The organism is Litorilituus lipolyticus (assembly GCF_006439335.1).
Taxonomy (GTDB): Bacteria; Pseudomonadota; Gammaproteobacteria; order Enterobacterales; family Alteromonadaceae; genus Colwellia; species Colwellia lipolytica.
In genome coordinates this window covers 63,445-88,577 of sequence record NZ_SAWY01000040.1, presented here as the reverse complement: position 1 = coordinate 88,577, position 25,133 = coordinate 63,445, and the positions used below count along the sequence as shown (strand labels likewise).

The window sequence follows — 25,133 nt, the reverse complement described above, 5'->3', positions numbered from 1 at the left end:
TAAATATTAAAATAACTATTACTTTACCCGTAATGCTACTTACGATAATGAACCATTACTGAACCACTCACATCGCCCACAGAAACTTCCTTCACTAATTGATAATCAACATTTTCAAAGAATGTTTTAAATTTACCTGAAGTGGCATACACAGCAACACCTTCGCTGTCTGGGTGTTCTTCAAGGACAGTATTAACCGCCGCCATTAGGTAATGACCGAAGCCATGCTGTTGATGTAGAGGATGAACAGCGATAAAAGATAATAAATGAAAAGACTTCAATGGTACTGCAGAAAAAACACTTTCTTCTTTTTGGATCATTTGCTTGGTACTAAAATATCCCGCATTTAATAGCATCTTCAATCGCCAATGCCAAAAGCGTTCACTTGATAGCGTATCATCAGGGCTATTCAAGCACGCAACCCCAACCATGGTTTCGCCAAGATATAAACCAACCATAGGCTGTTGAGCTTGCCAAAAAGCATTCAACTCTTCTCGTATTGCTGCTCTAAGCCTTTGTTCATAATCTTCTTTGTCGCCATTGAAAATTTCTAGAAATACGGGATCGTCATGGTACGCTTGATATAATAAAGAGGCCGCCAGTTTAAGCTCGTGAGCTTTCAGGTAAGTTGCTCTAATATCGACATTTTCTGGTGCTACTACGGTATCTGTCATTTAATGCTCCAACTCTTATGGTGGATTATATTATGTTAACTTAATGCGTTAGTTTTGCTTAATAGCAATAGATAACAATAACAGTATTGTTAAAAATAGGTCAAATATATTGCGATAAAACTCTACTCTTTCCCTTCAAAAACAAAAACACCTCGACAAGCGAGGTGTTTTTTAACATTAAATGATAGCTAATTAACCGCGTGAGAAGGTTTCGCCGTTACCAGTTTCAACAAGTTCACCGTTAACAAATTTTAAATAAGTACATTCATCTTTCGTCGTTAGACCATCTTTATGTTTACGCTGAGTACGATAAAATAATACACGTACCGTATCATCATCATTTTTATAAGTTTCTGAAAAATCTGCAACACCTAATCTTTCTTGCATATCAGCAATACTTTCACCCAATTGGATTTGTGCAATTTTTTTACGGTTTTGGTAAGTTCTGTCTTCACTAGCAGACATAAAACTATGGTCAACTTCACCATCTTTTACTGAAATAACACAACCAGATAACGTTAGCGTTAAAGGTGCAGCGATTAATAATGCAAGTAATGATTTTTTCATGTTTAAATTCCTATGACTTTAAATCTTGTTAGTCAAGCTAACCTTAATAAGTTTTTATTGTAAATGAAGCAGTTTGCTGACTACTTCAATTTCTCATAATGGTATTAGCAAAAAGCAAACCAAAAACACAACCCATTGATATTTATAATTTTTTGCATTTTAAATTTAAGTAACAATAAACAAAAATAGCATTATTGCCTAAAATGTAGTTAAATTTGTTAATTATTCATATAAAGTTAAGCAATATGACAATTATCGATGAAATATTAGTCTGTGCTAATCAATTAGCTAATGAAGGTAAAAAGCCAACTGTCGCATTAATTAAAGCGAAATTAGCTAAACCGGCTCCATTACCAAGCATTATTTCTACATTAAAGACTTGGCAACATGATCCTGAATTCATTAGCGTAACACAAGAAGAAGATATTGAACTTAACAGCGAAAATACCCCACCTTCTTCTGAAGAAGTTAAGTTAATCATTCAACAAACATTAAATGATGAACTCGCTGAAATGAAGCGCGAACTTAGTGATTTAAAAGAGCTAATTAAACAACTAAGTAAGCGCCTAAAATAATTAATAAGCAGCTGAAATAACGATTAGTCTTATTTGGTTAAAGGACTTAATTGCTCTAAAAAACTTACCAAGTCATCACTTAACTTTTTATGGGGAAGACAACCTACTCTTTCCGCCCATATTTCACCAGTTTCATTATTGAGAGAAATAATAATATCTTCTTCATCGGTCACTGCAAAAAAGATAGTCACAGGCTGTTTCAGCCTCTTCTTCATTAACACATGACCAATAATATTTTCTTGCAAACGAACAAAATCATCCATATTCCAAGCAAACAACAAACTCAACTCACCATCAGCGCAATGTGCCTCTAACGCTTCACTGAACATAGTTGAAAAATATGTTTTTATATCGGGATGTAGCGATAATTCAAGCGCTGACTCTACATTTTCAAAGTTTAATTCAGCAGCAATCGTTTCCGGTAATAGAAAGTCAGTTAACGCTGTTGGCTGCCAATAATTTTCTTCTTCATTCTTTGGCTTCTCACATGGTGAAATCCAGGCCTCATCTCTTTCAATTATTGGAAGGTGATTATAGGCTTTTTCAAAAGCAGCAACATATTGTTTAGAGAAATCGAGTAAAACATTTTTTAAACGAGTATTTGAAGATGTCATCTAGAGTAAAGATCCTTTAAAATAACGACTATTCGAGTTAAAGATAGTTATATTATGACACCTTACCAAAACGCATCACAGCTTAAAGAGCTAACACTAGGAAAAAAAACAGATTACACGAGTGAGTATGATCCCAAACTATTGCAAGCCGTACCAAGAAGTTTAAATAGAGATGATTTAGCGTTAAACGAAGCTAATCTCCCTTTTATTGGGGAAGATGTTTGGTATGGTTATGAGTTATCTTGGCTTAATAATAAAGGTAAGCCCGTTGTCGCATTGGTCGAATTCAGATTTGCCTGCACCAGTCCAAATATTGTGGAATCAAAATCCTTTAAGCTTTACCTTAATAGCTTTAATCAAACTAAATTTAACGATATCGAAGAAGTAAAATCATATTTAGAGAAAGACTTATCGGCTACTTCCGGCACTAAGGCAACTGTGACATTGTTTCCCGTAGATAACTGTCCTGCCCTTGAAATAGCTGATGAAAAGGCTGTATGCATTGATGACTTAGACATTAGTATTGAGGATTATCAATTTAACGCCGAACATCTACTTAATAGTCAATCAAACCACTCTCAAATAAAAGAGCACAATATTGTAAGTCACTTACTGAAATCGAACTGCTTGATAACCAATCAACCAGATTGGGCAAGTATCTATATACATTACACCGGTAAAGAAATTAGCCAAGAGCAACTATTAACTTATCTAATCTCTTTTAGACAGCATAATGAGTTTCACGAACAATGTGTTGAGAGAATCTTTTGTGATTTACAGCAATACTGTCAACTTGAAGCATTAACGGTCTACGCAAGATATACTAGGCGCGGTGGCCTTGATATTAATCCTTTTAGGAGCACTCACGTAGCAACTGCTCCTTGGGGACGAACATTACGTCAATAGCGTTTATGATGATTCACGTTTTATTTTGAGGGAAAATCTAAGCCGGTCCACGCTTTAAAGAATGCCTTTTGTTTACGTGATGCTTTTGCTAACGGGATTATTCTTAACTTCTCTTTAGCAATAGCACCAAGCGTAATCGACTTAGTGATTAATTGATCTCGCCTGAATAATGAAAACTCAACTTCTTGCTCTACTTTAAAGTCCTTTAACCTTGATTGTAGATCCTTGCTTACCAACCGTAAGCCATCAACTGCAATTATAATATCATCGAGAGTGATACCAGCCTGCCACGCAGGAGAGCCTTTCTCCACAGCCGTCACTTTTAAGCCATGACTTGCCTTTTTTACTTTGATTCCTGTCCAAGGCAGAAGCTTAGCTTTTTCTTGTTCACTGGAATTTTTATCATTACCTTTACCATAACTCAGCACTAAACCGGCTTTAGCTAAAAGCTTATTAAAGTCAATATTCAGATGGCCATGTACATTGCTTTGCCACCAATGATGGTAATCTTTCTTTGTGACTTGAGCTAAAATATCTATTACATCTTGTTCATCATAACTTTTAGGCACACTAAATTGTTGGTACAGTTCATTATGCACATCACGATAACTACGTTTTAATTTAGTTCTCGTTAAAATATCAAAATCTAACAACCACGACACCATAAACCCTTCTGAATAAATATTGACACTATGGTTGTTGCCGTAATCTCCACCTTGGCTTTGCCAAGTATCGAAGCTTGCTTGTGCAATCGTTTGATTGTCTTTACCCGGTTTATGTTGATGTGCATTTATACGGTTTGCCAATTTTTCGAGAAACTCTTTCGCAGTAATTAACTCGCCTCGCATAAGTAGCTGGCTCTGGAGGTAACTAGTCGAGCCTTCTGCTAACCAAATTAAGTTTGAATAGTTTTCACTTTGATAGTTGTAAGGAACAAGGCCTTTGGGTCGGTATTGCTTCACATTCCATGTATGCACAAATTCATGAGCAGCTGTCAGTATAAAACCTAAATAATCTTTTCTATCTGAAAACTTAAATCGAGAACGCTGAATGATGGTCGAATTTAAATGTTCAGTTGCACCTCTAGCACCGCTAGTCGCATGAACCATGAAGACATAACGTGAAAAAGGATAACCTTGCCATATATGCTTACTTTGCTGCACCATGACCTTTAAATCCGAGACCATTTTTTCAACGTCGTAATTACCCTCCCCCCAAATAACCAGTTCATAAACTCGACCATCAACAGAGAAAGTTTCAAACTTGTTGATACCGGTTTCAATAGGCGAATCCACTAACACATCATAATTTTTAGCAATAAATTGATTGGTATGTACGCCTTTAGCTAAACCAGAAACACTACGCCAAGAGGAAGGAACTTCCAAGTTAATTGTGTGTTGTAATACACGAGTTTCATCACTGTACATCACGACCGTAGAGTTATCCAAAAAAGCATGGCTATCATCAATATGTCGAGTTCTCATGCCTAATTCATTCGCATAAACTTGATATGAGACCGTCATTTTTTTATTTTTAATGTTTGTTATTTGCCAAGTATCTTTATCAAGTTTTACCCAGGACAAACTATTACCTTTACTATCTTGAGCAGAAAAGTTCCTAATACCATTAGACAGGTTAAGAATGTCATAGCGCCCTGTTCTCCAGGTAGGCAACTTCAGTTCAACGGAACTCTGTTCAGTTTCAGGCAATGTTATGGCTACTTTTGCCATATGATGTTCGCTTTGATTAATATTGATATTAACTAAGACATTGGCATTTGCTGCTTGTGCAAAAATAGCTGTTATTGATATGATAAAAATTAACGATAAGTGATAAGTGATAGAGATATTTTTTGTCATCATTAAGGTATTAAGAACTAATAATTTTCTTAATTTTAGGTAAGAAAAAGCTAATTTAAAACAATAAAGTAACTTTTTTTCGCATTACGTTACACAAATTGAGTGCTTGTTTGATAAATTGGCTTATACTAAGGCTTATATCATTAACTTTTCATTTTGATGATAGATAAATGATATTAGCTATTGAAGTGGTTAAATTCCCCGTTATCTATAGGAATGATACTAAACTATCATATAATTTTTAAGGAAATAGCATTTTTATGAATAAGCCTGTAGCTGAGCAGCAAATTGTTGCACTGAAAAAAAAGCTTGATGCAGCAATACAATCTCGAAGCACATTAGAAGAAGACTTCAGTACCCAGTCAACGTCCCTTATTCAATTTATCAATAAACTTTCTTTAATCTCTAAAGGTGTAGATCTTGAGCTCGATAATCGATTGGCTCAATTAAGAACCTTATTTTCTAAAGCAGCTCCTTTTGCTGAAATAGAAGAAAAAATCAAAGTCATCAATAAAATACTACAACAATACAGTATCACCAACGAACAAAACATTAATCGTATTCATGAGCAATTTAATCATTCAGGTGAAACGTTACAAAAAGTAAATGGCTTAGCTCCTGATTTACGAAGAGGTTTACGTGCTCTGTTAAAAGATACCGAAACAACTAAAGATGCATTAATTCAATACGTGCCGTTACTAAGCCAATTACTTGAGTTATATGGCAATACATTAAAGCAACAAACATCCGCACCTAAACAAGGTTTATTGCAAGCTTTAAATACTCAAAGTACTCAGCCAAGCGCACCAAAAGTAGACAGTGGATTAATAGAAAAAATTACGGAAGCATTAGGTGCATTAAATTTATCTAAAGAGCATTCAAGTCACTTACTGGCCATTAAAAAGAAACTGCTCAATGACAAATCAAATGAGGAAGTACTCGAACACTTTATTGAAATATTTGATCTCATCGTTGCTGATTTTAAAGACGAGCAACAGCAAGCCAAACGCTTTTTAACAAACTTGAGTGAAACACTCACTACGGTACAAAATGCCGTTAAAGAAACTTTAAATGTTCAACAAAGTTCGCAAAAAACAAATGATAAAATTAATCATAAATTACAAAAGCAATTAATCGATATGACTGGGACTGTTTCTAAAGCATTATCTTTAGATCAGGTCAAAGTAGATATTAATGACAAATTGCAGATTATTGCGGGAACCTTAGAACAGAAAGCAAAGTTTGAACAACAAAATCAACAGCTTTTAGCAGAACAGCTACAAGAAATGTCTGATAAAGTGAGTTACTTAGAAAAACAAAGCAAAGTATTTGAAGAAAAGCTTGCAGCACAACAACGAAAAAGCATGCAAGATGCACTAACAAAACTGGCTAATAGAGCAGCCTTTGATGATTATTTCGCGAAAGCCATGGTGAGATACCATCATCAACCATACGAACTTGCTCTAGTTGTTATTGATATTGATGACTTTAAACTAATCAACGACACCTATGGCCACTCTGCGGGTGATAAAACACTACAAGTTATTGCCAATACTATTCAAAAGCATTCTAGCGAAAATGCCTTTGTTGCACGTTATGGTGGTGAAGAGTTTGTCATTGTTTACACGAACACAAAATCTTCGTCTCTTGTGAATGAGCTAAATTTAATTAATAAACACGTCGCACGTTTACCTTTTAAATTTAAAAACAACAAAGTCAGTATAACACTTTCTATGGGGGCAACTCATATTCACTCAGAAGATAACATTCATATAGCTTTTGAACGCGCTGACCAAGCTATGTATCAAGCAAAGTCTCAAGGTAAAAACCAAGTTATTTATCAAGAGTAACATTGCACTTTCCTATCCTGTTTTCATAATGATTTCATCATTAAAGGAGTTTGTATGCATACACAATTAAACCCTGTTGGCAATATGAGTCTACTTTCTCAAGCTGAAGTTGATCAACTTCAGCAAACTGCAAGTAGTGAGCTTTATAACCTTTATCGAAATTGTTCACTCGCTGTTTTAAATGCTGGTTCCAATACAGATGACGCTGAAGCCATATATGAAAAATATCAGGACTTTGAAATTAAAGTATTAAGAAGAGAGCGTGGTGTAAAGATAGACCTTAACAATCCTCCACTTCACGCCTTTGTAGATGACAAAATAATACGCGGTATCAGAGAACATTTATCAGCAGTGCTACGCGATATCCTCTTCATTAATAACCGCTACCCTGCAATGCCCACATCTTCTGAAAGTATTACTGATGCAACCTTTGATATTCTACGAAATGCTGATGCTATTTTGCCTGAAACTGAACCAAACCTGATCACATGTTGGGGCGGGCATTCTATTAAGCACACAGAATACAAATACACTAAAAATGTTGGTTATCAACTTGGTTTAAGAGGCTTCAATATTTGTACTGGTTGCGGCCCTGGTGCAATGAAAGGGCCCATGAAAGGCGCGACAATCGGTCATGCAAAACAAAGAAATCAAGCAGGACGCTACATAGGACTTACCGAGCCAAGTATTATTGCTGCCGAGCCACCCAACCCTATCGTTAATGAATTAGTCATTATGCCTGACATTGAAAAACGGTTAGAAGCCTTTGTGCGTATATCTCATGGCATAATTATTTTTCCAGGTGGTGCCGGTACTGCTGAAGAGTTACTTTATATTCTTGGCATAATGCTAAATGAGAAAAATAAAGCGCAAAAGCTGCCAATCATTTTAACAGGCCCTGCTGAGGCAAGTGATTATTTTACTGAGATTGATGCCTTTATTGGGGCAACCTTAGGAGCAGAGGCTCAAGCTTTATATCAGATTATCATTGATAACCCTGAGCAAGTTGCTAAGTCTATGAAACAGGGCTTAGATGGCGTAATCGCACACAGAAAAGAAACAGGCGATGCATATCATTTCAATTGGTCTCTTGTTATTGAGGAAGACTTCCAACACCCTTTTGAGCCCAATCATGAAAATATGACTGCACTAAACATCAGTTATGAACAATCAACGGCTGAATTAGCAGCAAATTTACGTCGGGTATTTTCAGGTATAGTCGCAGGTAACGTAAAGTCAGGTGGCATAAAAGCTATTCGACAACATGGCCCCTTTATGATCTCTGGAGATAAGAAGATAATGGCGATGATGGATAAATTACTTGCCTCATTCGTTAAGCAACAAAGAATGAAATTACCAGGGAGTGAGTATACTCCTTGTTATAAGGTCATTAATTAACATACTAAAGTGCTTATAACATGTCTAATTCGCACCTAATTCTAATCGATGCACTCAATTTAATACGTCGAATTTATGCTGTACAAGAGCGTCCATTTATTCACGCTAAGAATCAAGATACTGGCGAACTTTCAGCGAGTACACAGCAGCAGGTTATCGCTAATACCCAAGCTGCTTGTAATATAGCCCTTGAAAAACTGCTTTTTCAACAGCAAGCAAGTCATGCCTTAGCAGTATTTGATTGCCAAAAGCCTTGTTGGCGCTATCAGCTATTTGACGGGTATAAAAAAGGTCGAAAGAAAATGCCTGATGCTTTAGCACAAGCCCTCACTGATATCCAAGACAGTTTCATGGCTCTTGGTGTGGATTCGTTAACTTCAGAAGAGGATGAAGCAGACGATCTAATTGCTACTTTAGCAACTAAAATGGCCATTCATGGTAAGAACGTTACCATCATCTCCACAGATAAAGGTTTCTTATCCTTGCTTAGCCCAAATGTTAAAGTCTACGATTACTTTAACCGACGTTATTTAGATCAAGATTACATCAACGATAAATTCAATGTAAGATCTTCTCAGTTAATCGACTTTTGGACCTTAACAGGTGATAGTACAAACAAAATACCGGGTGTCCCTGGTATTGGTTCTATAACTGCTGCAAAGCTGCTTAACGAATATGGTTCAATCAAAGCCCTAGAAAATGCAACTGACTTGAAACCCGCGATTTTAGATAAACTTCATGATAATAAGCAACAAATGGAGTTAACAAAAACATTGTTCACCCTCAAAAGTGATATTCCCTTAGGCTTTAATCTTAAAGATATTCGTTTACCACACGCTGAGCATTGACTAAATTAACAACAATACCTGTAAAAATTATAGAAAATGATATCAAGCCCTTTAATTATTATTAACATGCCGTTATCATTTGCAGTTAACAGAGTTTAGGTTTTTAAAAAATGAATAAAAAAGTTATCTCACGAATATTACTTGCCCTTGCTGCTTACGGTATTTTTGTTGCCCTGGTTGTGACTTTTTACGACGATAGTCCAGATAAAATGGAATGGAAAGATCGAGAGTCATACAATAGGCAGTTTATCGCTAAAATAAAACTCGACGAATTCACTTTTGATCAAGCGATAGCGCAATTAGGTAGTCCCGATATTACTGAAGCTAAAACAGTCAACAATGATAACTTTCAAGTTATGTTTTACCGAACTCAGCATGTAAAATCTGATGGCATAACCACACAAGATGAATGTACTTTCTTGCTCTTTGTTAATGGCGTATTAAAAGAAATAGGTTTAGGTGATAATTATCCTGAACAATGGGAAATTATTAAAAACTATCAAACCTCTACGTAATATTTGCCACACTATAGACTAAAGTCACCTTGCTAGGGTGACTCATTCACTCTACTATCCTTTTGAGCATGATTTTTTTATGAAAGTTTTCATGCTCGCAAACACTTACTTTACATGATATAAATCGCGCCAACTTACGCACTTGAAGCTTCTTTTCTAGCATCGGCTACTTCTTCAGTGTGTACATTTTTTGCTGTATTAACATTCATGGCAGCAAAAGCAAAATACGCAGCAACATATTGCTAAAAGACAAAATCTACAAGGTGAACTAAATGACTAAGCAGACAATCACTGTTATCCCTGGTGACGGCATTGGACCAGATATTATTGACGCTACATTACAAGTACTAGACAAAGCAGGGTGTAACTTTGATTACGAATTTGCTGATGCTGGTTTAGCCGCATTAGAAAAACATGGCGAATTAGTACCTGAAGAGACAATATCTTTAATTGAGAAAAATAAAATAACCTTAAAAGGCCCGCTTACTACACCTGTAGGTGAAGGATTTACTTCTATTAATGTCACATTACGTAAGCAGTTTAAATTATACGCCAATTTGCGCCCTGTTTTATCATTTAAAGGAACAAAAGCGCGCTATGAAAACATCGATATTTTAACAGTTCGTGAAAATACCCAAGGTATGTATTCAGGCGCAGGGCAAACAGTCTCTGAAGACGGTGCAAAAGCAGAAGCCATGAGTATTGTAACTCGTGAAGGCGCTGAAAAAATCCTTACTTTTGCTTATGAAACAGCACGTAAAGAAGGTAGAAAAAAAGTGACTGCGGTACATAAGGCCAATATTTTAAAGTCTACCTCAGGCTTGTTCTTGAAAGTGGCTAGAGAGGTAGCACAAAGATATCCTGAAATCGAATCAACTGAAATGATCGTTGATAACTGCTGTATGCAGCTAGTAATGAACCCTGAGCAGTTTGATGTCATTGTAACCACTAATTTATTTGGTGATATTTTATCTGACTTATGCGCTGGTTTAGTAGGTGGTTTAGGTATGGCTCCTGGTGCTAACATAGGTGAAGATTGTGCTATTTTTGAAGCAGTTCACGGTAGCGCACCTGATATAGCAGGTAAAAACCTTGCTAACCCAACATCTGTAATTCTTGCTGCAATTCAAATGCTTGAGTATTTAGAAATGACAGATAAAGCAGAGAAAATCAGAAACGCCCTAACGGAAGTTATCGCATCAGGTGATAGAACTACACGTGACTTAGGCGGAACACATGGCACAACAGACTTTACTGAAGCGTTGTTAGAACGTCTGTAGCTTAAAAAAGAACAACAAAAAAGTGCCTATTGCTTAACTAACAATAGGCACTTTTTTATGTAATTTTCAGAACTTTTAAATGAATTATTACTTCTTTTGCGCGGGTGAAGAAAGCAACCTTGCATGTACTGTTACTTCTTCACGATCATAATATAAATGTTTCGCATATAACTCATATTTAACATTTGCTTCACTAAAAGCATTTTTAATACTTTGTAAGTCTTCAGTAACTTGTTGGTAACGCCCTTTCATTGGGAGCTTTAAATTAAACATTGCCTCTTTACAGTAGCTATTTAGCAACCATTCACTCATTAACTTTGCAACACGTTGAGGCTTTTCAATCATGTCACATACTAACCAGTAAACATTCTGCTTCATCGGCACATATTTAAAACCGTCCATCATTTTATGCTTAACTTGGCCTGTTTCCATTAATGATTCAGCCATCGGTCCATTGTCAATCGCTGTAACCATCATCCCTCGTCGTACTAATTGATAAGTCCAACCACCTGGTGCTGAGCCTAAATCAACGGCATTAAGCCCAGAACATAATCGACTATCCCACTCGTTTTTGGGAATAAAATACAAAAATGCTTCGTCAAGTTTTAAAGTTGAACGACTTGGAGCTTGGCTCGGGAACTTTAATCGTGGTATTCCCATGACATGCTCAGAGCTATTATGCGCTAGTGAAAAACCTAAAATAACCTCTTGTCCTGATAAAAATAACGCATGTAAATTAGCGCCATCTTTATCGTTTTTTTCAGTTAATACTTTTGCTTTTCGTAACCCTTGTCTTAATGGTACGGCTAATTTTCGGCAAAATTTTGCTAGAGACTTACCATCATTGGTGTCTGGCATTTCCATTCTTAAATCAGCATACTGCCATTCATTACCCAACGCTTCTGTGATTGCTTCTACACGATTATAATCTGGTAACTCAATAATATCAGTGAGTGTCACAAACCATTGTCTTGCGAAGATTAAACGCTTCAATGGTAACTTCCCCATCAATGTTTCACCATCTTCACTTTTATGTAGATGAAAAAATACAATGCCTTGATTTTTTTTCAGCTCTAAGTAGCCATACATCTCATTCCAGGCAGCTTTTTCCTGAATTTCTGCACCACATTCTTTCTCAAAGCCTGGACGACAAAATAAAACAATAGAAGTCATAAATTATTTTTCCCCTCAACCGCAAGTAATAGCCATGCCAGAGCAAATGACATTCCGCCAATTGGGGTGAGTTTTCCTAAAAATTGAATATCAAATAATGATTTTATGTAAATATTGCCACAAAAGAGCAAAATGCCCAGTACAAAGGCCAACATAGAACACGTCAATACTTTTGATGCTTGCTGATGCCGAGAAAATAACACCATAGCTAATAGGGCAAGCGTATGTATAAATTGATACTGTAATGCCGTAGATAAGCTGGTGTATACCGTGATCGAATCTGAAAAATCGGCATGTGCTAACCAAGCGCCGAATAGTACAGAAAAACAACCACTGATACCAACAAAAATAGTAATTAGTTGATGTAAGTATTTTCTTTTTGCGCCTTGAGTCATGATAGCGTTAATTACCTTTATTCGTTATTCACGTACATAGCTTAAGCAAATGATGTTGCAAATTGTGCAATTTCTTTAGCTGCCGTTCTTAAATGTTCATCAAGCTTATAGCCAGATTTCACCCTAGGTTTCAAACTATGATCACCGTCTATTAAAAAATGGCATCGTACTGTGGCGGAGAGTTGATATTGCTTAATCTCTTCTTCAGAGCCTAAGGTATCTCTACTACCTTGTAATATTAGCACAGGCCTAACATTCTCTTGTAAGGGCTCTAAACGAAGCTTTTCAGGCTTTTTTGCTGGATGAAAGGGATAGCCTAGGCAAAATACTCCATCGATAGCAGATAGGGTACTCTGCGACACCTCACTTAATGATGAAACTAAGGTAGCAGCAACTCTAGAGCCCATCGACTTTCCACCAACTAAGAATGGAATTTGTTGATAAGCATCATCAATATTCTTCAAATAGCTCTCAATAACCTCTTCATAGCAAGAAAGTAATTTAGGCATTCGATCTGGTGGGTATTTCTTCCCTAACTCTGCGCGCTTATCCATGTAAGGAAAGTTAAAGCGTAATACACTGATGCATTCCTTATTCAGCGCTTTTACCATCGCTTCCATAAACTCATGGTGCATGCCTGCCCCCGCACCATGAGCAAAAATAACATGGGCAATTGGCTTTTCAACTTGATTTTCTATAGTATTTTTCATAGCTAAGTTATTTGTCCGTCCGTTATTTGTTCTTGCTCGCTAGCTACCATATCTAACATCCACTCTCTAAAGGCCTCAATCTTACCTAGTTCTTTTTGATTTTCTCGACAAACAATAAAGTAAGCATTTTTACTCACTAACACATCATTAAAGGGACAGACTAACCTACCCGAGTCGATATCAGGTTTTGCTAATACACTGTATGCAAGCGCAACACCTTGACCATGTAAAGCAGCTTGGACTACCATGGCAGAATGACTAAATATAGGGCCATGGTTAACGTTAACACCTTTAACACCCACTTGCTTAAACCAGCGTTTCCAGTCTTTACGTGAAGTATCATGTAATAAAGTATGATGAGCTAAATCATCTAAAGATAGCAATGCTGGCTTGCCATTAACGGAGTTTTCCTGCATTAACAAAGGAGAACATACTGGAATCAAGTACTCGGTATGTAACTTATCAGCGTGTATATTCGGCCAACTTCCACGACCATAGTAAATTGCCACATCAACATCTTCAGTTAATGAATTTTCGGCTTGATCCACCGCCTTAATTCTTACATCTATTTCAGGATGCAGCGCATTAAAAGCTGTTAACCTTGGAACCAACCATTGAATTGCAAAACTTGCTTGTGAACTAACAGTAATTGCACCTTTTGCGCCACGCGCCAGTAAGCGCTCAGTCGCTTCATTTATTGAGTTAAAGATATCTTTAATATCTAAAAAATACGATTGGCCTTCATCAGTGAGTAATAGAGCGCGATTTTTTCGCATAAACAATTTAATGCCTAAATGCTCTTCCAAAGACTTTATTTGATGACTTATAGCCGCTTGAGTGACAAAAAGCTCTTCAGCTGCGCGGGTAAAACTAAGCTGTCTAGCTGAAGCTTCAAATGCTCGCAAAGCGTTTAATGGTGGGAGTCTGTTAGCCAAAAGGTACCCTTAAACATATTAATAGCATTAAGGAAATGCTGCATAATTAATTAGAAAGCAAGCATAACAATTATTCATTAGTTTTTCTAATGAATAACATTAAAAATTGTCATTTTATTTTTTTAAGTTACCTGCGTATTATTCACACCGTAGATGAAGGACATCATCTCAACGCTCAAACATAAGGGTGTAGCTTAAGACCCCAACCCTTTAGCTACACTCTAGTTTACCTAAAGTAAGTGAATGAGCAAGCGCGAGAAAAGGTCCTAATAAATCTATCGGGAAGAACATATATTTATTATTGCCAATAAGAGAATTGGCGGAAAATCAGGATCAAGACCATGAGAAAAATTAACACTTTAATCGCATTAAGCATCGGCATTTTAGTTAGCAACACAAGCTTTGCAGCTGTACCCTCTTCTGAAACAGTAAAATTAGAACCTGTTAAACAAGAAAACCTCGTTGCTCACGCTCAAGCTTCACTAGCTGCTTCATTTTCTACTATCGAGCTAGAAAAAGAATTACCACAGTTAAGCACTGACAATGTTTTAGTTAATAAGAAAAAGTCTGAAAACAAAAACAAAACGATGACTATTTCAAAAATTACCTTAGTAGCAGAATAAGCCATTATTTAAAAGTGCTCGCACACTCAAATAAACTTCAGTTATTAAAAAAAGGTGTCCTAGGACACCTTTTTGCTTTTCTATTGTGAAACTATCTTAGCTTTACGCAAAATAGCAGACACTACCTAATCAGTTAGTAGTGGAGCAAAGTCTTTCACCAAATCATCAATTGCTTTCATTTGAGCTAGGTAAGGTGCTAGTTTATCTAATGGTAAAGCACATGGACCATCACACTTAGCTTGGCTTGGATCCGGGTGAGCTTCTATAAATAAGCCTGCAATACCTATAGCCATACCGCTACGTGCTAATTGAGCCGCTTGCTCTCTTCTACCATCAGCACTATCACTGCGCCCCCCAGGTTTTTGTAAAGCATGGGTAGCATCAAAAATCACGGGTGCATACCTCTTCATTTCATCCATCGCCAGCATATCAACCACTAAGTTATTATATCCATAGCAACTGCCACGCTCACAAAGCATTACTTTTTCATTTCCTGCTTCACTAAACTTTTTAATGATATGTTTCATTTCATGAGCTGCTAAAAACTGTGGTTTTTTAACATTGATAACTGCATCTGTTTTCGCCATTGCAACAACTAGATCGGTCTGTCGTGCTAAAAAAGCAGGCAATTGAATTACGTCAACAACTTCACTTACCGGTTGAGCTTGGTAAGGTTCATGAACATCAGTAATAATTGGTACATTAAAGGTAGATTTAATTTCTTGAAAAATTTTTAAACCTTCATCTAAGCCAGGGCCTCGATACGAATAAACCGATGAACGGTTTGCTTTATCAAAAGAAGCTTTAAAAACATAGGGAATATTTAATTTTTGGCAAACTTCAACATAGTGCTCAGCAATTTTCATGGCTAAATCACGAGATTCAAGCACATTCATACCACCAAACAAAACAAAAGGTTTATCATTAGCAACCTCAATATTGGCTACATTTACCGATGAAATTGTCATATGTTTTCCTTAATTAAATGACTCCTTTTGACAGGAGTCATATATCAAAATAGTTTAACTACCTACAATGCGAAGTAATTGTCCGCACAACCAAGCCATGTATGTACCTAAGGCATAGCCTAGCACTGCTAATAACACACCGACAGGTGCCAAAGAAGGGTGGAATGCAGATGCAATTACAGGAGCAGATGCTGCACCACCAATATTAGCTTTACTTCCCACGGCTAAATAAAACACTGGAGCTTTGATCATTTTGCCAACAGCAAACAGTAAAACAACATGAATCGCCATCCAAATAAGACCTATAACCACATATTTAGGCGCTTCTGCTATTTGAGCAATATCCATATGCAAACCAATTGTCGCCACAAGAATATACAGGAAACTACTTCCTACTTTCGAAGCACCAACTGCTTCTAATTTTCTTGCTTTTGTAAAGGATAACGTTAAACCAATAGTGGTCACCATTACAATTATCCAAAACAGCTTACTATGTAAGCTAAACTTCTTAAGTTCAGGGAAGTTTGTTTGAAAGTAAGGAACTAAAAAGTCTGCCGCTAAATGAGCAAAGCCTGCTGCACCAAAGCCAACGGCAATTATCAGCATGAAATCCTTTAACTCAGGCATACGCTTATTATTACGCTCATACTCTTCAACTTTCGCAATAAGTTTATCTATCCCTGAGGTATCAGCGCCACTTTTGGCATCTATCGCTTTATGGTTTGCAGCAATATAAAGTAAACCTGCCATCCAAATGTTTGCCACAACTATATCTACAGTAACCATGATAGTGAAAATCTTGCCATCAGCTTCATAGATCTCTTTCATGGCAAGCATGTTGGCACCACCACCAATCCAACTACCTGCAAGTGCTGCCATACCACGCCACACTGCATCTGGACCAGAAACACCGATTAACTCAGGCCACACAGCAGAAACCGCTAATAAGGCAAGTGGCCCCCCGATGACAACACCAATGGTACCAGTTAGAAACATTATGATAGCTTTACTACCTAAACCTGCAATGGCTTTAATATCAATACTTAGCGTAAGTAGTACTAAACAGGCTGGCAATAAATAATACTTTGCCACTTCATCAACTTGACTCACATCCGCACTAACAATACCAAAGGTGTTGAGTAAAGAAGGCAGTAAATAACACATGAGTAACGCAGGAACATATTTGTAAAAACGTTGCCAAAAGGGGTGTGAACTATTAGATGTATAAAATACAAAACCTAATATTAACGCTAGGATCCCTAGCACTACGTTATCGTTAGCGATAAGTGGCGCATTTGCCACAATTTGCTCTTGCATTGGTTAACCTTTTATTTTAATTAATGTAATACAGTTTCGAGAATACTAATTTTATCTAGCTGCAGTTTAAGTAACTTAGCTGCGGGATCTTTAGGACATTGCTCAACAAAGTAGCGATAGTCATCAACCGCAACATTAAAGCAATCTAACTGATGTAATAAGTAGCCTCTATCTCGTCTTTGTAATGGATCATCAGGCGTTAATGCTAAAATAACATCAACACAGCGCAAGGCTTTATCAAACGTTTGCTCTTTGATTAAGGTATTTTTAAATGCCGTTAAATGTTCTACTAAAATCGCCTCACTTTCAACACTCGATAATTCATGCTGTGTTGGGTCACCATTTAGTTCATCTAAGCGTAAATCAAGCTCATTCCAGTTAAGTGACTCACCTGTTGTCGCATCAAAAATAATGGCATATTTCTCATCACAACAAATTCGCACCATCATTTTACTAGGTATAAAGACTATATCTGTTTCAAAACCACAGGCATTGATAATTTCGCAAACAATCACCGCTTTAAGCACAGGTGACATGAGCCGGCTATTAATTGCAGGTGCAACACAATACGCCTCTACCGGATAAGTTCGTCTAAATTTATCAATAAATAAATGTTGAAAGTAAAGCTCATTCAACAGAATTTCTGCTCTATCTAGCGGAGATTCAACTTCTTCAATCACCGCTTGGCATTGTTTAATAATTAGTTCTAAACCATCTAAAGAGTTATCAGAGCTTACTCCATTACCTTCAGAGGGTTGTTTAGCAAGTATAAACTCTTCCAGTAACACCATAGTTTGAAGTAAATCTTTTTCAGTAGAATTTATTTCAGACAACAACAATTCGTTCATAACATCTCTGCTGAATATCAGCTAATATTTCTATCAATATTCTTAATTAACGCGGGTTCAATTTTCTACTATTCTGATTTAGAAGAACATTGCTTCACGTGTTACTGCTAATCTATAAATCAGCATTATCCAACCCATAGCACCTAAATAACCAATAATTTGCATGCTTCTATTTCGAGCTAGTTTTAAGGTGTAATAACCCGTAAAAATGTAGGCGACTAATGCCAATAATTTTTCGCCCAACCATAGGTGTTCAAAAGGGCTCATACTGTATTGATATGCCATATAAGCACCCACACAGAGTAATAACGTATCAATTATATGCGGAGTGATTTTCACCCATTTTTTTTGTAATTGGTTTGAATTAATTAGCGTCCAAATAAAACGTAAACTAAATAAGATGACACTTATCAGTGCAAGTGTCATATGAAGATGTTTAAACATTAAAATTCCTTGCAATAAAGAGGGGTTAATCTATTCATTTGAATAAACGGCCCAGCTTATTCTATCTTGACCATTTAAATCTGTAACAGTTTGTGCATTTTGATAACCAAAGCCTGACAATATATCACAAACTAATACACCTTGTTCAAAACCGTGTTCAATAAACAATGAGCCATTAGGCTTTAAATGCTGCTTTGCGTTTTCAACGATAACTTTTATATCACTTAACCCTTGCTCTTGTGCAACAAGCGCTGATTTTGGCTCGAATCTAACATCGCCCTGCGCCAAGTGTTGATCATGCTCGTCAATATATGGCGGGTTAGTTACAATGATATTGTATTTCTTTTCGTTAGCCACATTACTGTACCAGTTACTTTGAAATACATTTACATTGGCAATTTTTAATCGTTCTGCATTGAGTTTGGCTAAACTCACTGCCTCATCATTAAAATCTACTGCATCAACTTTCCAAGAAGTATTTTCAGAGGCCAATGCCAATGCAATGGCACCTGTTCCCGTACCCAAATCTAAGCAATCAAAGTTCTTCTGGCCTTGAAATAATTCAAGTACCAATTCAACAAGTGTTTCAGTATCAGGTCGAGGGATTAAGGTAGCTGGAGAAACGAGTAGAGGTAACGACCAAAACTCCTTTATACCAACTATATAGGCAATGGGCTCCCCCTCAATGCGACGATTAAGCAGTTCGATGAACTTTTCGTATTCATTAAGTGAAAGTTTTTTTTCGGGCCATGTATATAAATAGCTAAGATCTTTATTTATAACATGACAAAGTAATATATTACTGTCTAATTGTGCGCTATCTGAATGTGACAATAATTGTTGTTTGCCATATTCAGATAACTCAGCAATTGAAGAAACGCTAATAGACATATTAAACGTTATTCTTGCTCTGCAAGCTCAGCTAATAAATCTGCTTGGTTTTCTTGCATAATAGGCTCCATTACTAATTGTAAGTTACCTTCCATGATTTCATTTAACCTGTATAAGGTTAAATTGATTCGATGATCACTCATACGCCCTTGCGGGAAATTATAAGTACGAATTCGCTCAGAACGATCACCACTTGCGACTAAGCTGCGACGCGAAGACTCTTCTTCACTACGACGTTTTTCATCTTCTGCTTGTTGTAAGCGAGCTTGTAACACAGACATCGCTTGCGCTCTGTTTTTATGCTGAGAACGTTGATCTTGACACTCTACAACAACACCTGTTGGAATATGAGTGATACGAATGGCAGAATCCGTTTTGTTAACGTGCTGACCACCCGCACCTGAAGCTCTAAAAGTATCAACCTTTAAATCAGCTTTGTTGATTTCAATGGCTTGTGACTCAGGAATTTCAGGCATTACCACGACAGTACAGGCAGAAGTATGGACACGACCTTGAGATTCTGTTTCAGGGACACGTTGAACACGATGTCCGCCTGACTCAAACTTCATCTGCCCATAAACACCTTCACCATTAACCTTCATGATTAATTCTTTAAAGCCGCCCTGCTCGCTTTCATTACTGTTCATGACATCTATTTTCCAGCCTTGCTTTTCAGCATAACGGCTGTACATTCGAAATAAATCACCAACAAAAATGGCTGCCTCATCACCACCTGCACCTGCTCTAATTTCAACAAAACAGTTATTGTCATCATTGGGATCACGAGGTAATAATAATATTTGCAATTGATCGGCAATATCTGCAACAGCTTTCTTAGCTTCTTTAAACTCTTCTTGAGCCATTTCTCGCATATCAGGATCATCATCCTTAAGCATCAGCTCAGCCGTTGCAAAATCGTCTTCTGCACTTTTATAGTCGTTAAAAGTTTGTGTCACTTCTTCAAGTTGTTTGAATTCTTGAGATAAAGCACGAAACTTGTCCTGATCATTGATGGTATCAGGATCTGATAATAGGGCTTGTACTTCTTCGAAACGCTCGACTAATACTTCGAGCTTTTGATAAACAGAGGCTTTCATGAATAATATCTTATCTTTTAAACGGGTAACGGTTAATTGTATTTATCACAATTAACAAAAATTGCCGCTATTCTAGCACAGTAATGCTGTGAATGAATATTTACAGGGAGATTTTAATTGGAAAGTTACAAAAGCAAATAACACACGATAAACTCATCTCGTGTGTCATTTAGTCTTGTTGATCTATTTGAAAGATATCACGTAAATAAAGTAGCTTATCTAGTTCACCACCTTGTGCCGCAGATTGCAAAGCACTAGTTGGTGCATGCATAAACTTATTTGATAGTTTCGTGGCAAGTTCAGCAACGACAGCTTCTGAATTCTTACCGTTTTTCAATTGTACCAGTGCTTTTTCAAGCAATTGGTCTCGATGTGCCAAACATTGTTTTCTATAACTAATAACAGTATCTTGAGTATTTAAACCACGAAGCCAAGACATAAAGTTGTCTGACTGAGTATTTACAATACCTTCAGCTTGAACTGCTGCTTTGCGACGATTTTCTATATTTTTTGCAATGATGCTTTGCAAGTCATCAACAGTATATAAAAACACATCTTCTAATTCTGACACTTGTTCTTCTATATCTCTTGGTACCGCCAAATCAACCATAAAAATAGGCTTATGTTTGCGTGTTACCAAAGCTTGCTCAACCATACCTTTACCAATAATAGGTAAGGTAGAACCCGTTGAACTTATCACAATATCAGCATGACACATCTGCTCAGGAATTTGCGCTAAAGTAATCACATCTGCACCAATTTGCTTTGCCATATTCTCGGCCCTAGCAATAGTACGATTGGCTACAGTAATTTTACCAACATTGTTTTCATATAAATGTTTTGCCACAAGCTCAATTGTTTCACCAGCACCCACTAACAGTACTCTGGCTTTTTCGAGGCTGGCAAAAATATGCTTTGCTAAATTAACAGAGGCAAAAGCTACCGATACAGCACTCGCACCAATCTCCGTTTCAGTACGAACTTGTTTAGCAACACCAAAAGTACGCTGGAACAATCTGTCCATGACAAGTGCCATAGAACCTGCAGCCTTAGCTTGGCTGTATGCTTGCTTCATTTGACCAAGGATTTGTGGCTCACCCAATACTAATGAGTCAAGGCCACACGCTACACGCATCATATGATTAACGGCTTGCTGGTCTTGGTGCCAATAAAGGCTAGGTAAAATAGTTGATGCGGGTACGTTATGATAATTTTCTAGCCACTGAACTAAGCGTTCTTGCGTTTGTTCAACATCACCATCTTGCACTAAATATAATTCAGTTCGATTACAAGTCGAGAGTATAGCAACTTCTTTACATTGAACTTCATTCAACATTTCTTGCAAAGCAATAGAGAGGTTATCTGGGTTAAAAGATATTTTCTCTCGCACAGCAACGGGTGCAGTTTTATGATTGATTCCAACGGCAACAATGGACAAAATAATTAACCTATCTTTCTAAGTAGCCAGCTTTTGTTTATAGCCGCTACATTTAATCTTTATGCTATTTAATGCTTTGATGTGATTAAAGTCACTCTACTTTAAATCTCAAAACCTTAAAAAATTATCTATTTGTTCATTATACCCCAGTCATCAGGGTATTTCCCTATTATTACTCAGGTTTTGTTAATAAACTATGATCTGTGATAAAAACTCCATAAATTATAACCAATCACTAAGCTCATCCTAATCTTGAACATCAGCAATGCCTGTGTTCCAATAGCTAAAATTATTTTTTTGATTATTCAAATGACTATATATAAAGCTAACTCACCTGTTAGTTCTTTGTTTAAAATTCTCTCTCTATCATGTTTTTTATTTTTAACAGCCTGCTCTACTTTACGAGTTGACGAGCCTATAACGACTAATATCCCTGCTCAACAACGATTTGAGCAACTGAATAATGTCTCATTATGGAAATTATCAGGAAAGATTGCTTTTTTTCAAGGTGAAGAACGCGAACGTGTAAATTTATATTGGTCTATGGATGAAAATATTCCGAGTCAGCAACTAAATTTGTCAAGTTACCTTGGCATTACTGTTCTTCAACTTAATTCTGAAAAAAATCACCACACGTTAAAGATTGATGGTAAAAAATATCACGGTGAAAACCTCGACTTACTCATTGAAGAGTTAACAGGGCTAACCTTGCCTACAAAAGCATTAAGTTATTGGCTAAAAGGTACTCCCTATGACACTGAACATGATTTCATCACCTATGATGATCAAACCGCATTACCAAAAACGTTAACAAGCTCATTAGCTAATGCATATGGTCAACAGCAACAATGGCATATTAATTACAGTCGCTATAAAATGGTCAACAATATTGCTCTGGCTACTAAATTTACTATCAAAACAAAAAATTTAACTATTAAAATAGCAATCGATAAGTGGCAAGTTAACTCCTAAAGAATCACTCTATGACCTCGTATATTAATCAAACTTTCGAATTACCTTCTCCAGCTAAACTAAATTTATTTCTACATATCATTGGTAGACGTAATGATGGCTACCATGAATTAGAAACCTTATTCCAATTCCTCGATTATGGCGATACTTTAACTTTAGAAGTTACTGATAGCGATGAAATTAATTTACTGACGCCAATAACTAATGTACCCAATAAAGACAACTTAATTGTTAAGGCAGCACAGCTATTAAAGGCGAGTGCTTCTAACAATCCTCTTGGTGTAAATATCAGTGTCAAAAAAGTATTACCAATGGGCGGGGGTTTAGGCGGTGGCTCTTCCAATGCCGCAACCATTTTATTAGCACTCAATAGCCTTTGGCAATGCAACCATTCAACCGAGAAACTTGCCGAGTTAGGCTTATCGCTAGGCGCCGACGTGCCTATTTTCATTCATGGCTTTTCTGCTTTTGCCCAAGGTGTTGGTGAAAAAGTAGTCACAATAACACCTGAAGAAAGCTGGTATTTGATCAGCAAACCTAATTGCAGTATTTCGACTCAAAGTGTATTTACTGCAAAAGACTTACCGCGAAATACTCCCTCACTATCGCCTGATGAATTAATGAGCGATGTATTTACTAATGATATATTCCATAATGATTGTCAAACCATGGTAATAAATCACTACAGTGAGGTTGCCAAGCTACTGGCTTGGTTGATAGAATACGCGCCGTCAAGAATGACCGGAACTGGTGCGTGTATCTTTACGCGTTGTTCTAGTCAAGCAATGGCGCGCGATATACAGGAAAAACTCCCTGAGGGAGTAAGCTCATTTGTCGCAAAAGGAGTCAATAAGTCTCCTTTACTAAGTAAAATGGAAAGTTATCAATTACGCTAAATTGATAAAAGAATACTGAAAAGTTTACTGAGGATAATTTGCGAAGTACTTTGATAACTTCTAAAGTTAACTCTGTTTTAGTAGTGCTTGAATGCATTTTACCAAGTGCATTTAAGTATAATATTAATGTCAAAAGTTTCTGAGGAACTGACTGTGCCTGACATGAAGATCTTTGCGGGTAATGCCACCCCTGAACTGGCCAAAGAAATTGCTAATCGCCTATATATTACTTTAGGCGAAGCCAAAGTAGGCAGTTTTAGTGATGGTGAAATTAGCTTTGAAATCACGGAAAACGTTCGTGGTTCAGATGTTTTCATTGTGCAATCAACTTGTGCTCCTACCAATGATAACCTAATGGAGTTAATTGTAATGATTGACGCATTACGTCGTGCATCTGCAGGTCGTATTACCGCGGTTATTCCTTACTTTGGTTATGCTCGCCAAGATAGACGTGTACGTAGTGCTCGTGTACCAATTACTGCTAAAGTTGTTGCAGACTTCTTATCAAGTGTTGGTGTTGACCGCGTTTTAACGGTTGACTTACATGCAGAACAAATTCAAGGCTTCTTCGATGTACCTGTAGATAACGTATTTGGTACACCAATTCTTTTAGAAGATATGAAAAACCGCGAATTGGACAACCCTGTAGTGGTTTCGCCTGATATTGGTGGTGTTGTTCGTGCGCGTGCTGTGGCAAAATTACTTGATGATACAGATTTAGCCATCATCGACAAACGTCGCCCTAAAGCAAACGTAGCACAAGTTATGCATATTATTGGTGAAGTTGAAGGTCGTGACTGTATTATTGTTGATGACATGATTGATACAGGCGGCACATTAGCAAAAGCTGCAGAAGCACTAAAAGAACATGGTGCTAAGCGTGTAATTGCCTATGCTACTCACCCTGTTCTTTCGGGTAACGCTGCTGAGAACCTTAAAAACTCAGTCATTGATGAAGTGGTTGTGACAGATTCAATTCCATTATCAAAAGAAATCAAAAAACTTAAAATGGTTCGCCAATTAACATTAAGCGGTATGTTAAGTGAAGCAATTCGTCGCGTATGTAACGAAGAATCTATTTCTGCGATGTTTGAAAACTCATAATATTTACGTTATTTGTCTTTAAATAAATCGACTAAAAGCCAACATTTCATGTTGGCTTTTTATTTCCCCCTCTAACTTCCTTCAGCAACCACTCAACAAGCAATTGAGAAGCGCCCCCTATAAAATATTTCATTAATAATTAAACATTCAATAGCAATAGCCTTCATGAAGTGTTATTATTCGGCGCCTTTTTTATCTGTAGTGAAGCCTTTTCAATTATTTGCTAAGTTATTCAC

26 protein-coding genes are annotated in these 25,133 nt (G+C 36.9%); 11 read left to right on the top strand and 15 right to left on the bottom strand.

Annotation, left to right across the window (positions count from 1 at the left end; all coding sequences use genetic code 11):
• Positions 1-35: 35 nt before the first annotated feature.
• Both EPA86_RS16560 and EPA86_RS16555 read right to left on the bottom strand, forming a co-directional pair.
• Positions 36-674 (bottom strand): GNAT family N-acetyltransferase, encoded by a 639-nt coding sequence (locus tag EPA86_RS16560; protein ID WP_140605500.1) that lies wholly within the window; start codon positions 672-674, stop codon positions 36-38.
• A 192-nt stretch (positions 675-866) separates the two neighbouring features.
• Entirely contained in the window at positions 867-1,241 is a 375-nt protein-coding gene (locus EPA86_RS16555; RefSeq protein ID WP_140605499.1) for a DUF3192 domain-containing protein, read from the bottom strand.
• A 245-nt stretch (positions 1,242-1,486) separates the two neighbouring features.
• On the opposite strand from EPA86_RS16555, the gene EPA86_RS16550 reads away from it, so the two are divergent.
• On the top strand, positions 1,487-1,816 hold the full coding sequence (locus EPA86_RS16550; RefSeq protein ID WP_140605498.1) for a hypothetical protein: 330 nt from the start codon (positions 1,487-1,489) through the stop codon (positions 1,814-1,816).
• 29 nt (positions 1,817-1,845) lie between these two features.
• On the opposite strand, the gene syd is transcribed toward EPA86_RS16550, so the two are convergent.
• Positions 1,846-2,430, bottom strand: a complete 585-nt coding sequence (gene syd / locus EPA86_RS16545; protein ID WP_140605497.1) for a SecY-interacting protein — start codon at positions 2,428-2,430, stop codon at positions 1,846-1,848.
• A gap of 54 nt (positions 2,431-2,484) precedes the next feature.
• On the opposite strand from syd, the gene queF reads away from it, so the two are divergent.
• A complete protein-coding gene (gene queF / locus EPA86_RS16540; protein ID WP_140605496.1) occupies positions 2,485-3,336 on the top strand; it encodes an NADPH-dependent 7-cyano-7-deazaguanine reductase QueF in 852 nt (283 codons plus the stop codon).
• A gap of 20 nt (positions 3,337-3,356) precedes the next feature.
• Here the strand turns inward: queF and EPA86_RS16535 are convergent, their stop codons facing one another.
• Complete coding sequence (locus tag EPA86_RS16535; RefSeq protein WP_246058439.1) at positions 3,357-5,198, bottom strand: M61 family metallopeptidase; 1,842 nt, start codon at positions 5,196-5,198, stop codon at positions 3,357-3,359.
• 257 nt (positions 5,199-5,455) lie between these two features.
• Here EPA86_RS16535 and EPA86_RS16530 point away from each other — a divergent pair, with 257 nt between their 5' ends.
• The 5 genes from EPA86_RS16530 to EPA86_RS16510 all read left to right on the top strand — a co-directional run bounded on the left by EPA86_RS16530 (position 5,456) and on the right by EPA86_RS16510 (position 11,086).
• Positions 5,456-7,045: a GGDEF domain-containing protein gene (locus EPA86_RS16530; protein WP_140605495.1), complete on the top strand. Its 1,590-nt coding sequence runs from the start codon at positions 5,456-5,458 to the stop codon at positions 7,043-7,045.
• 54 nt (positions 7,046-7,099) lie between these two features.
• Positions 7,100-8,443: a nucleotide 5'-monophosphate nucleosidase PpnN gene (ppnN, locus tag EPA86_RS16525; protein ID WP_140605494.1), complete on the top strand. Its 1,344-nt coding sequence runs from the start codon at positions 7,100-7,102 to the stop codon at positions 8,441-8,443.
• A 20-nt stretch (positions 8,444-8,463) separates the two neighbouring features.
• The gene (xni, locus tag EPA86_RS16520; protein WP_140605493.1) at positions 8,464-9,291 is read left to right on the top strand and encodes a flap endonuclease Xni; all 828 of its coding nucleotides are present in this window, start codon (positions 8,464-8,466) and stop codon (positions 9,289-9,291) included.
• 110 nt (positions 9,292-9,401) lie between these two features.
• Positions 9,402-9,806: a DUF3192 domain-containing protein gene (locus tag EPA86_RS16515; protein ID WP_140605492.1), complete on the top strand. Its 405-nt coding sequence runs from the start codon at positions 9,402-9,404 to the stop codon at positions 9,804-9,806.
• Between the two features lie 272 nt (positions 9,807-10,078).
• A complete protein-coding gene (locus EPA86_RS16510; protein ID WP_140605491.1) occupies positions 10,079-11,086 on the top strand; it encodes an isocitrate dehydrogenase in 1,008 nt (335 codons plus the stop codon).
• A gap of 87 nt (positions 11,087-11,173) precedes the next feature.
• On the opposite strand, the gene rlmM is transcribed toward EPA86_RS16510, so the two are convergent.
• Genes rlmM through EPA86_RS16490 form a run of 4 tightly spaced genes read right to left on the bottom strand, consistent with a single transcriptional unit; the run spans position 11,174 to position 14,299 of the window.
• Positions 11,174-12,259 carry a 23S rRNA (cytidine(2498)-2'-O)-methyltransferase RlmM gene (rlmM, locus tag EPA86_RS16505; protein ID WP_140605490.1) on the bottom strand — a complete coding sequence of 362 codons (1,086 nt, stop codon included), beginning with the start codon at positions 12,257-12,259 and terminating at the stop codon, positions 11,174-11,176.
• A complete protein-coding gene (locus EPA86_RS16500; protein ID WP_140605489.1) occupies positions 12,256-12,654 on the bottom strand; it encodes a DUF423 domain-containing protein in 399 nt (132 codons plus the stop codon). The genes rlmM and EPA86_RS16500 overlap by 4 nt, the downstream gene beginning before the upstream one ends.
• 41 nt (positions 12,655-12,695) lie before the next feature.
• A complete protein-coding gene (locus tag EPA86_RS16495) occupies positions 12,696-13,364 on the bottom strand; it encodes an alpha/beta family hydrolase (RefSeq protein WP_140605488.1) in 669 nt (222 codons plus the stop codon).
• A gap of 2 nt (positions 13,365-13,366) precedes the next feature.
• Positions 13,367-14,299, bottom strand: coding sequence for a transcriptional regulator GcvA (locus tag EPA86_RS16490; protein WP_140605487.1), 933 nt, complete (start codon positions 14,297-14,299; stop codon positions 13,367-13,369).
• A gap of 341 nt (positions 14,300-14,640) precedes the next feature.
• Between EPA86_RS16490 and EPA86_RS16485 the strand changes: the two genes are divergently transcribed.
• Positions 14,641-14,922: a hypothetical protein gene (locus EPA86_RS16485; protein WP_140605486.1), complete on the top strand. Its 282-nt coding sequence runs from the start codon at positions 14,641-14,643 to the stop codon at positions 14,920-14,922.
• 125 nt (positions 14,923-15,047) lie between these two features.
• Here the strand turns inward: EPA86_RS16485 and kdsA are convergent, their stop codons facing one another.
• The 7 genes from kdsA to hemA all read right to left on the bottom strand — a co-directional run bounded on the left by kdsA (position 15,048) and on the right by hemA (position 21,925).
• Positions 15,048-15,890 (bottom strand): 3-deoxy-8-phosphooctulonate synthase, encoded by an 843-nt coding sequence (gene kdsA, locus EPA86_RS16480; RefSeq protein ID WP_140605485.1) that lies wholly within the window; start codon positions 15,888-15,890, stop codon positions 15,048-15,050.
• 54 nt (positions 15,891-15,944) lie between these two features.
• Positions 15,945-17,207: a DUF819 family protein gene (locus EPA86_RS16475; protein ID WP_170309685.1), complete on the bottom strand. Its 1,263-nt coding sequence runs from the start codon at positions 17,205-17,207 to the stop codon at positions 15,945-15,947.
• Positions 17,208-17,227: 20 nt separating this feature from the next.
• Positions 17,228-18,055, bottom strand: coding sequence for a SirB1 family protein (locus tag EPA86_RS16470; RefSeq protein WP_140605484.1), 828 nt, complete (start codon positions 18,053-18,055; stop codon positions 17,228-17,230).
• Positions 18,056-18,133: 78 nt separating this feature from the next.
• Positions 18,134-18,499: a SirB2 family protein gene (locus EPA86_RS16465; protein ID WP_140605483.1), complete on the bottom strand. Its 366-nt coding sequence runs from the start codon at positions 18,497-18,499 to the stop codon at positions 18,134-18,136.
• Positions 18,500-18,529: 30 nt separating this feature from the next.
• Entirely contained in the window at positions 18,530-19,390 is an 861-nt protein-coding gene (prmC, locus tag EPA86_RS16460; RefSeq protein ID WP_140605482.1) for a peptide chain release factor N(5)-glutamine methyltransferase, read from the bottom strand.
• An 8-nt stretch (positions 19,391-19,398) separates the two neighbouring features.
• The gene (prfA, locus tag EPA86_RS16455; RefSeq protein ID WP_140605481.1) at positions 19,399-20,487 is read right to left on the bottom strand and encodes a peptide chain release factor 1; all 1,089 of its coding nucleotides are present in this window, start codon (positions 20,485-20,487) and stop codon (positions 19,399-19,401) included.
• Positions 20,488-20,656: 169 nt separating this feature from the next.
• Positions 20,657-21,925 carry a glutamyl-tRNA reductase gene (gene hemA, locus EPA86_RS16450; protein WP_140605480.1) on the bottom strand — a complete coding sequence of 423 codons (1,269 nt, stop codon included), beginning with the start codon at positions 21,923-21,925 and terminating at the stop codon, positions 20,657-20,659.
• A gap of 309 nt (positions 21,926-22,234) precedes the next feature.
• On the opposite strand from hemA, the gene lolB reads away from it, so the two are divergent.
• From lolB to EPA86_RS16435, 3 genes are all read left to right on the top strand, one after another.
• Positions 22,235-22,897, top strand: a complete 663-nt coding sequence (gene lolB / locus EPA86_RS16445; RefSeq protein ID WP_140605479.1) for a lipoprotein insertase outer membrane protein LolB — start codon at positions 22,235-22,237, stop codon at positions 22,895-22,897.
• Between the two features lie 11 nt (positions 22,898-22,908).
• Entirely contained in the window at positions 22,909-23,793 is an 885-nt protein-coding gene (gene ispE, locus EPA86_RS16440) for a 4-(cytidine 5'-diphospho)-2-C-methyl-D-erythritol kinase (protein WP_140605478.1), read from the top strand.
• Positions 23,794-23,946: 153 nt separating this feature from the next.
• Entirely contained in the window at positions 23,947-24,897 is a 951-nt protein-coding gene (locus EPA86_RS16435) for a ribose-phosphate pyrophosphokinase (protein WP_118960739.1), read from the top strand.
• The last annotated feature ends 236 nt before the right edge of the window (positions 24,898-25,133 follow it).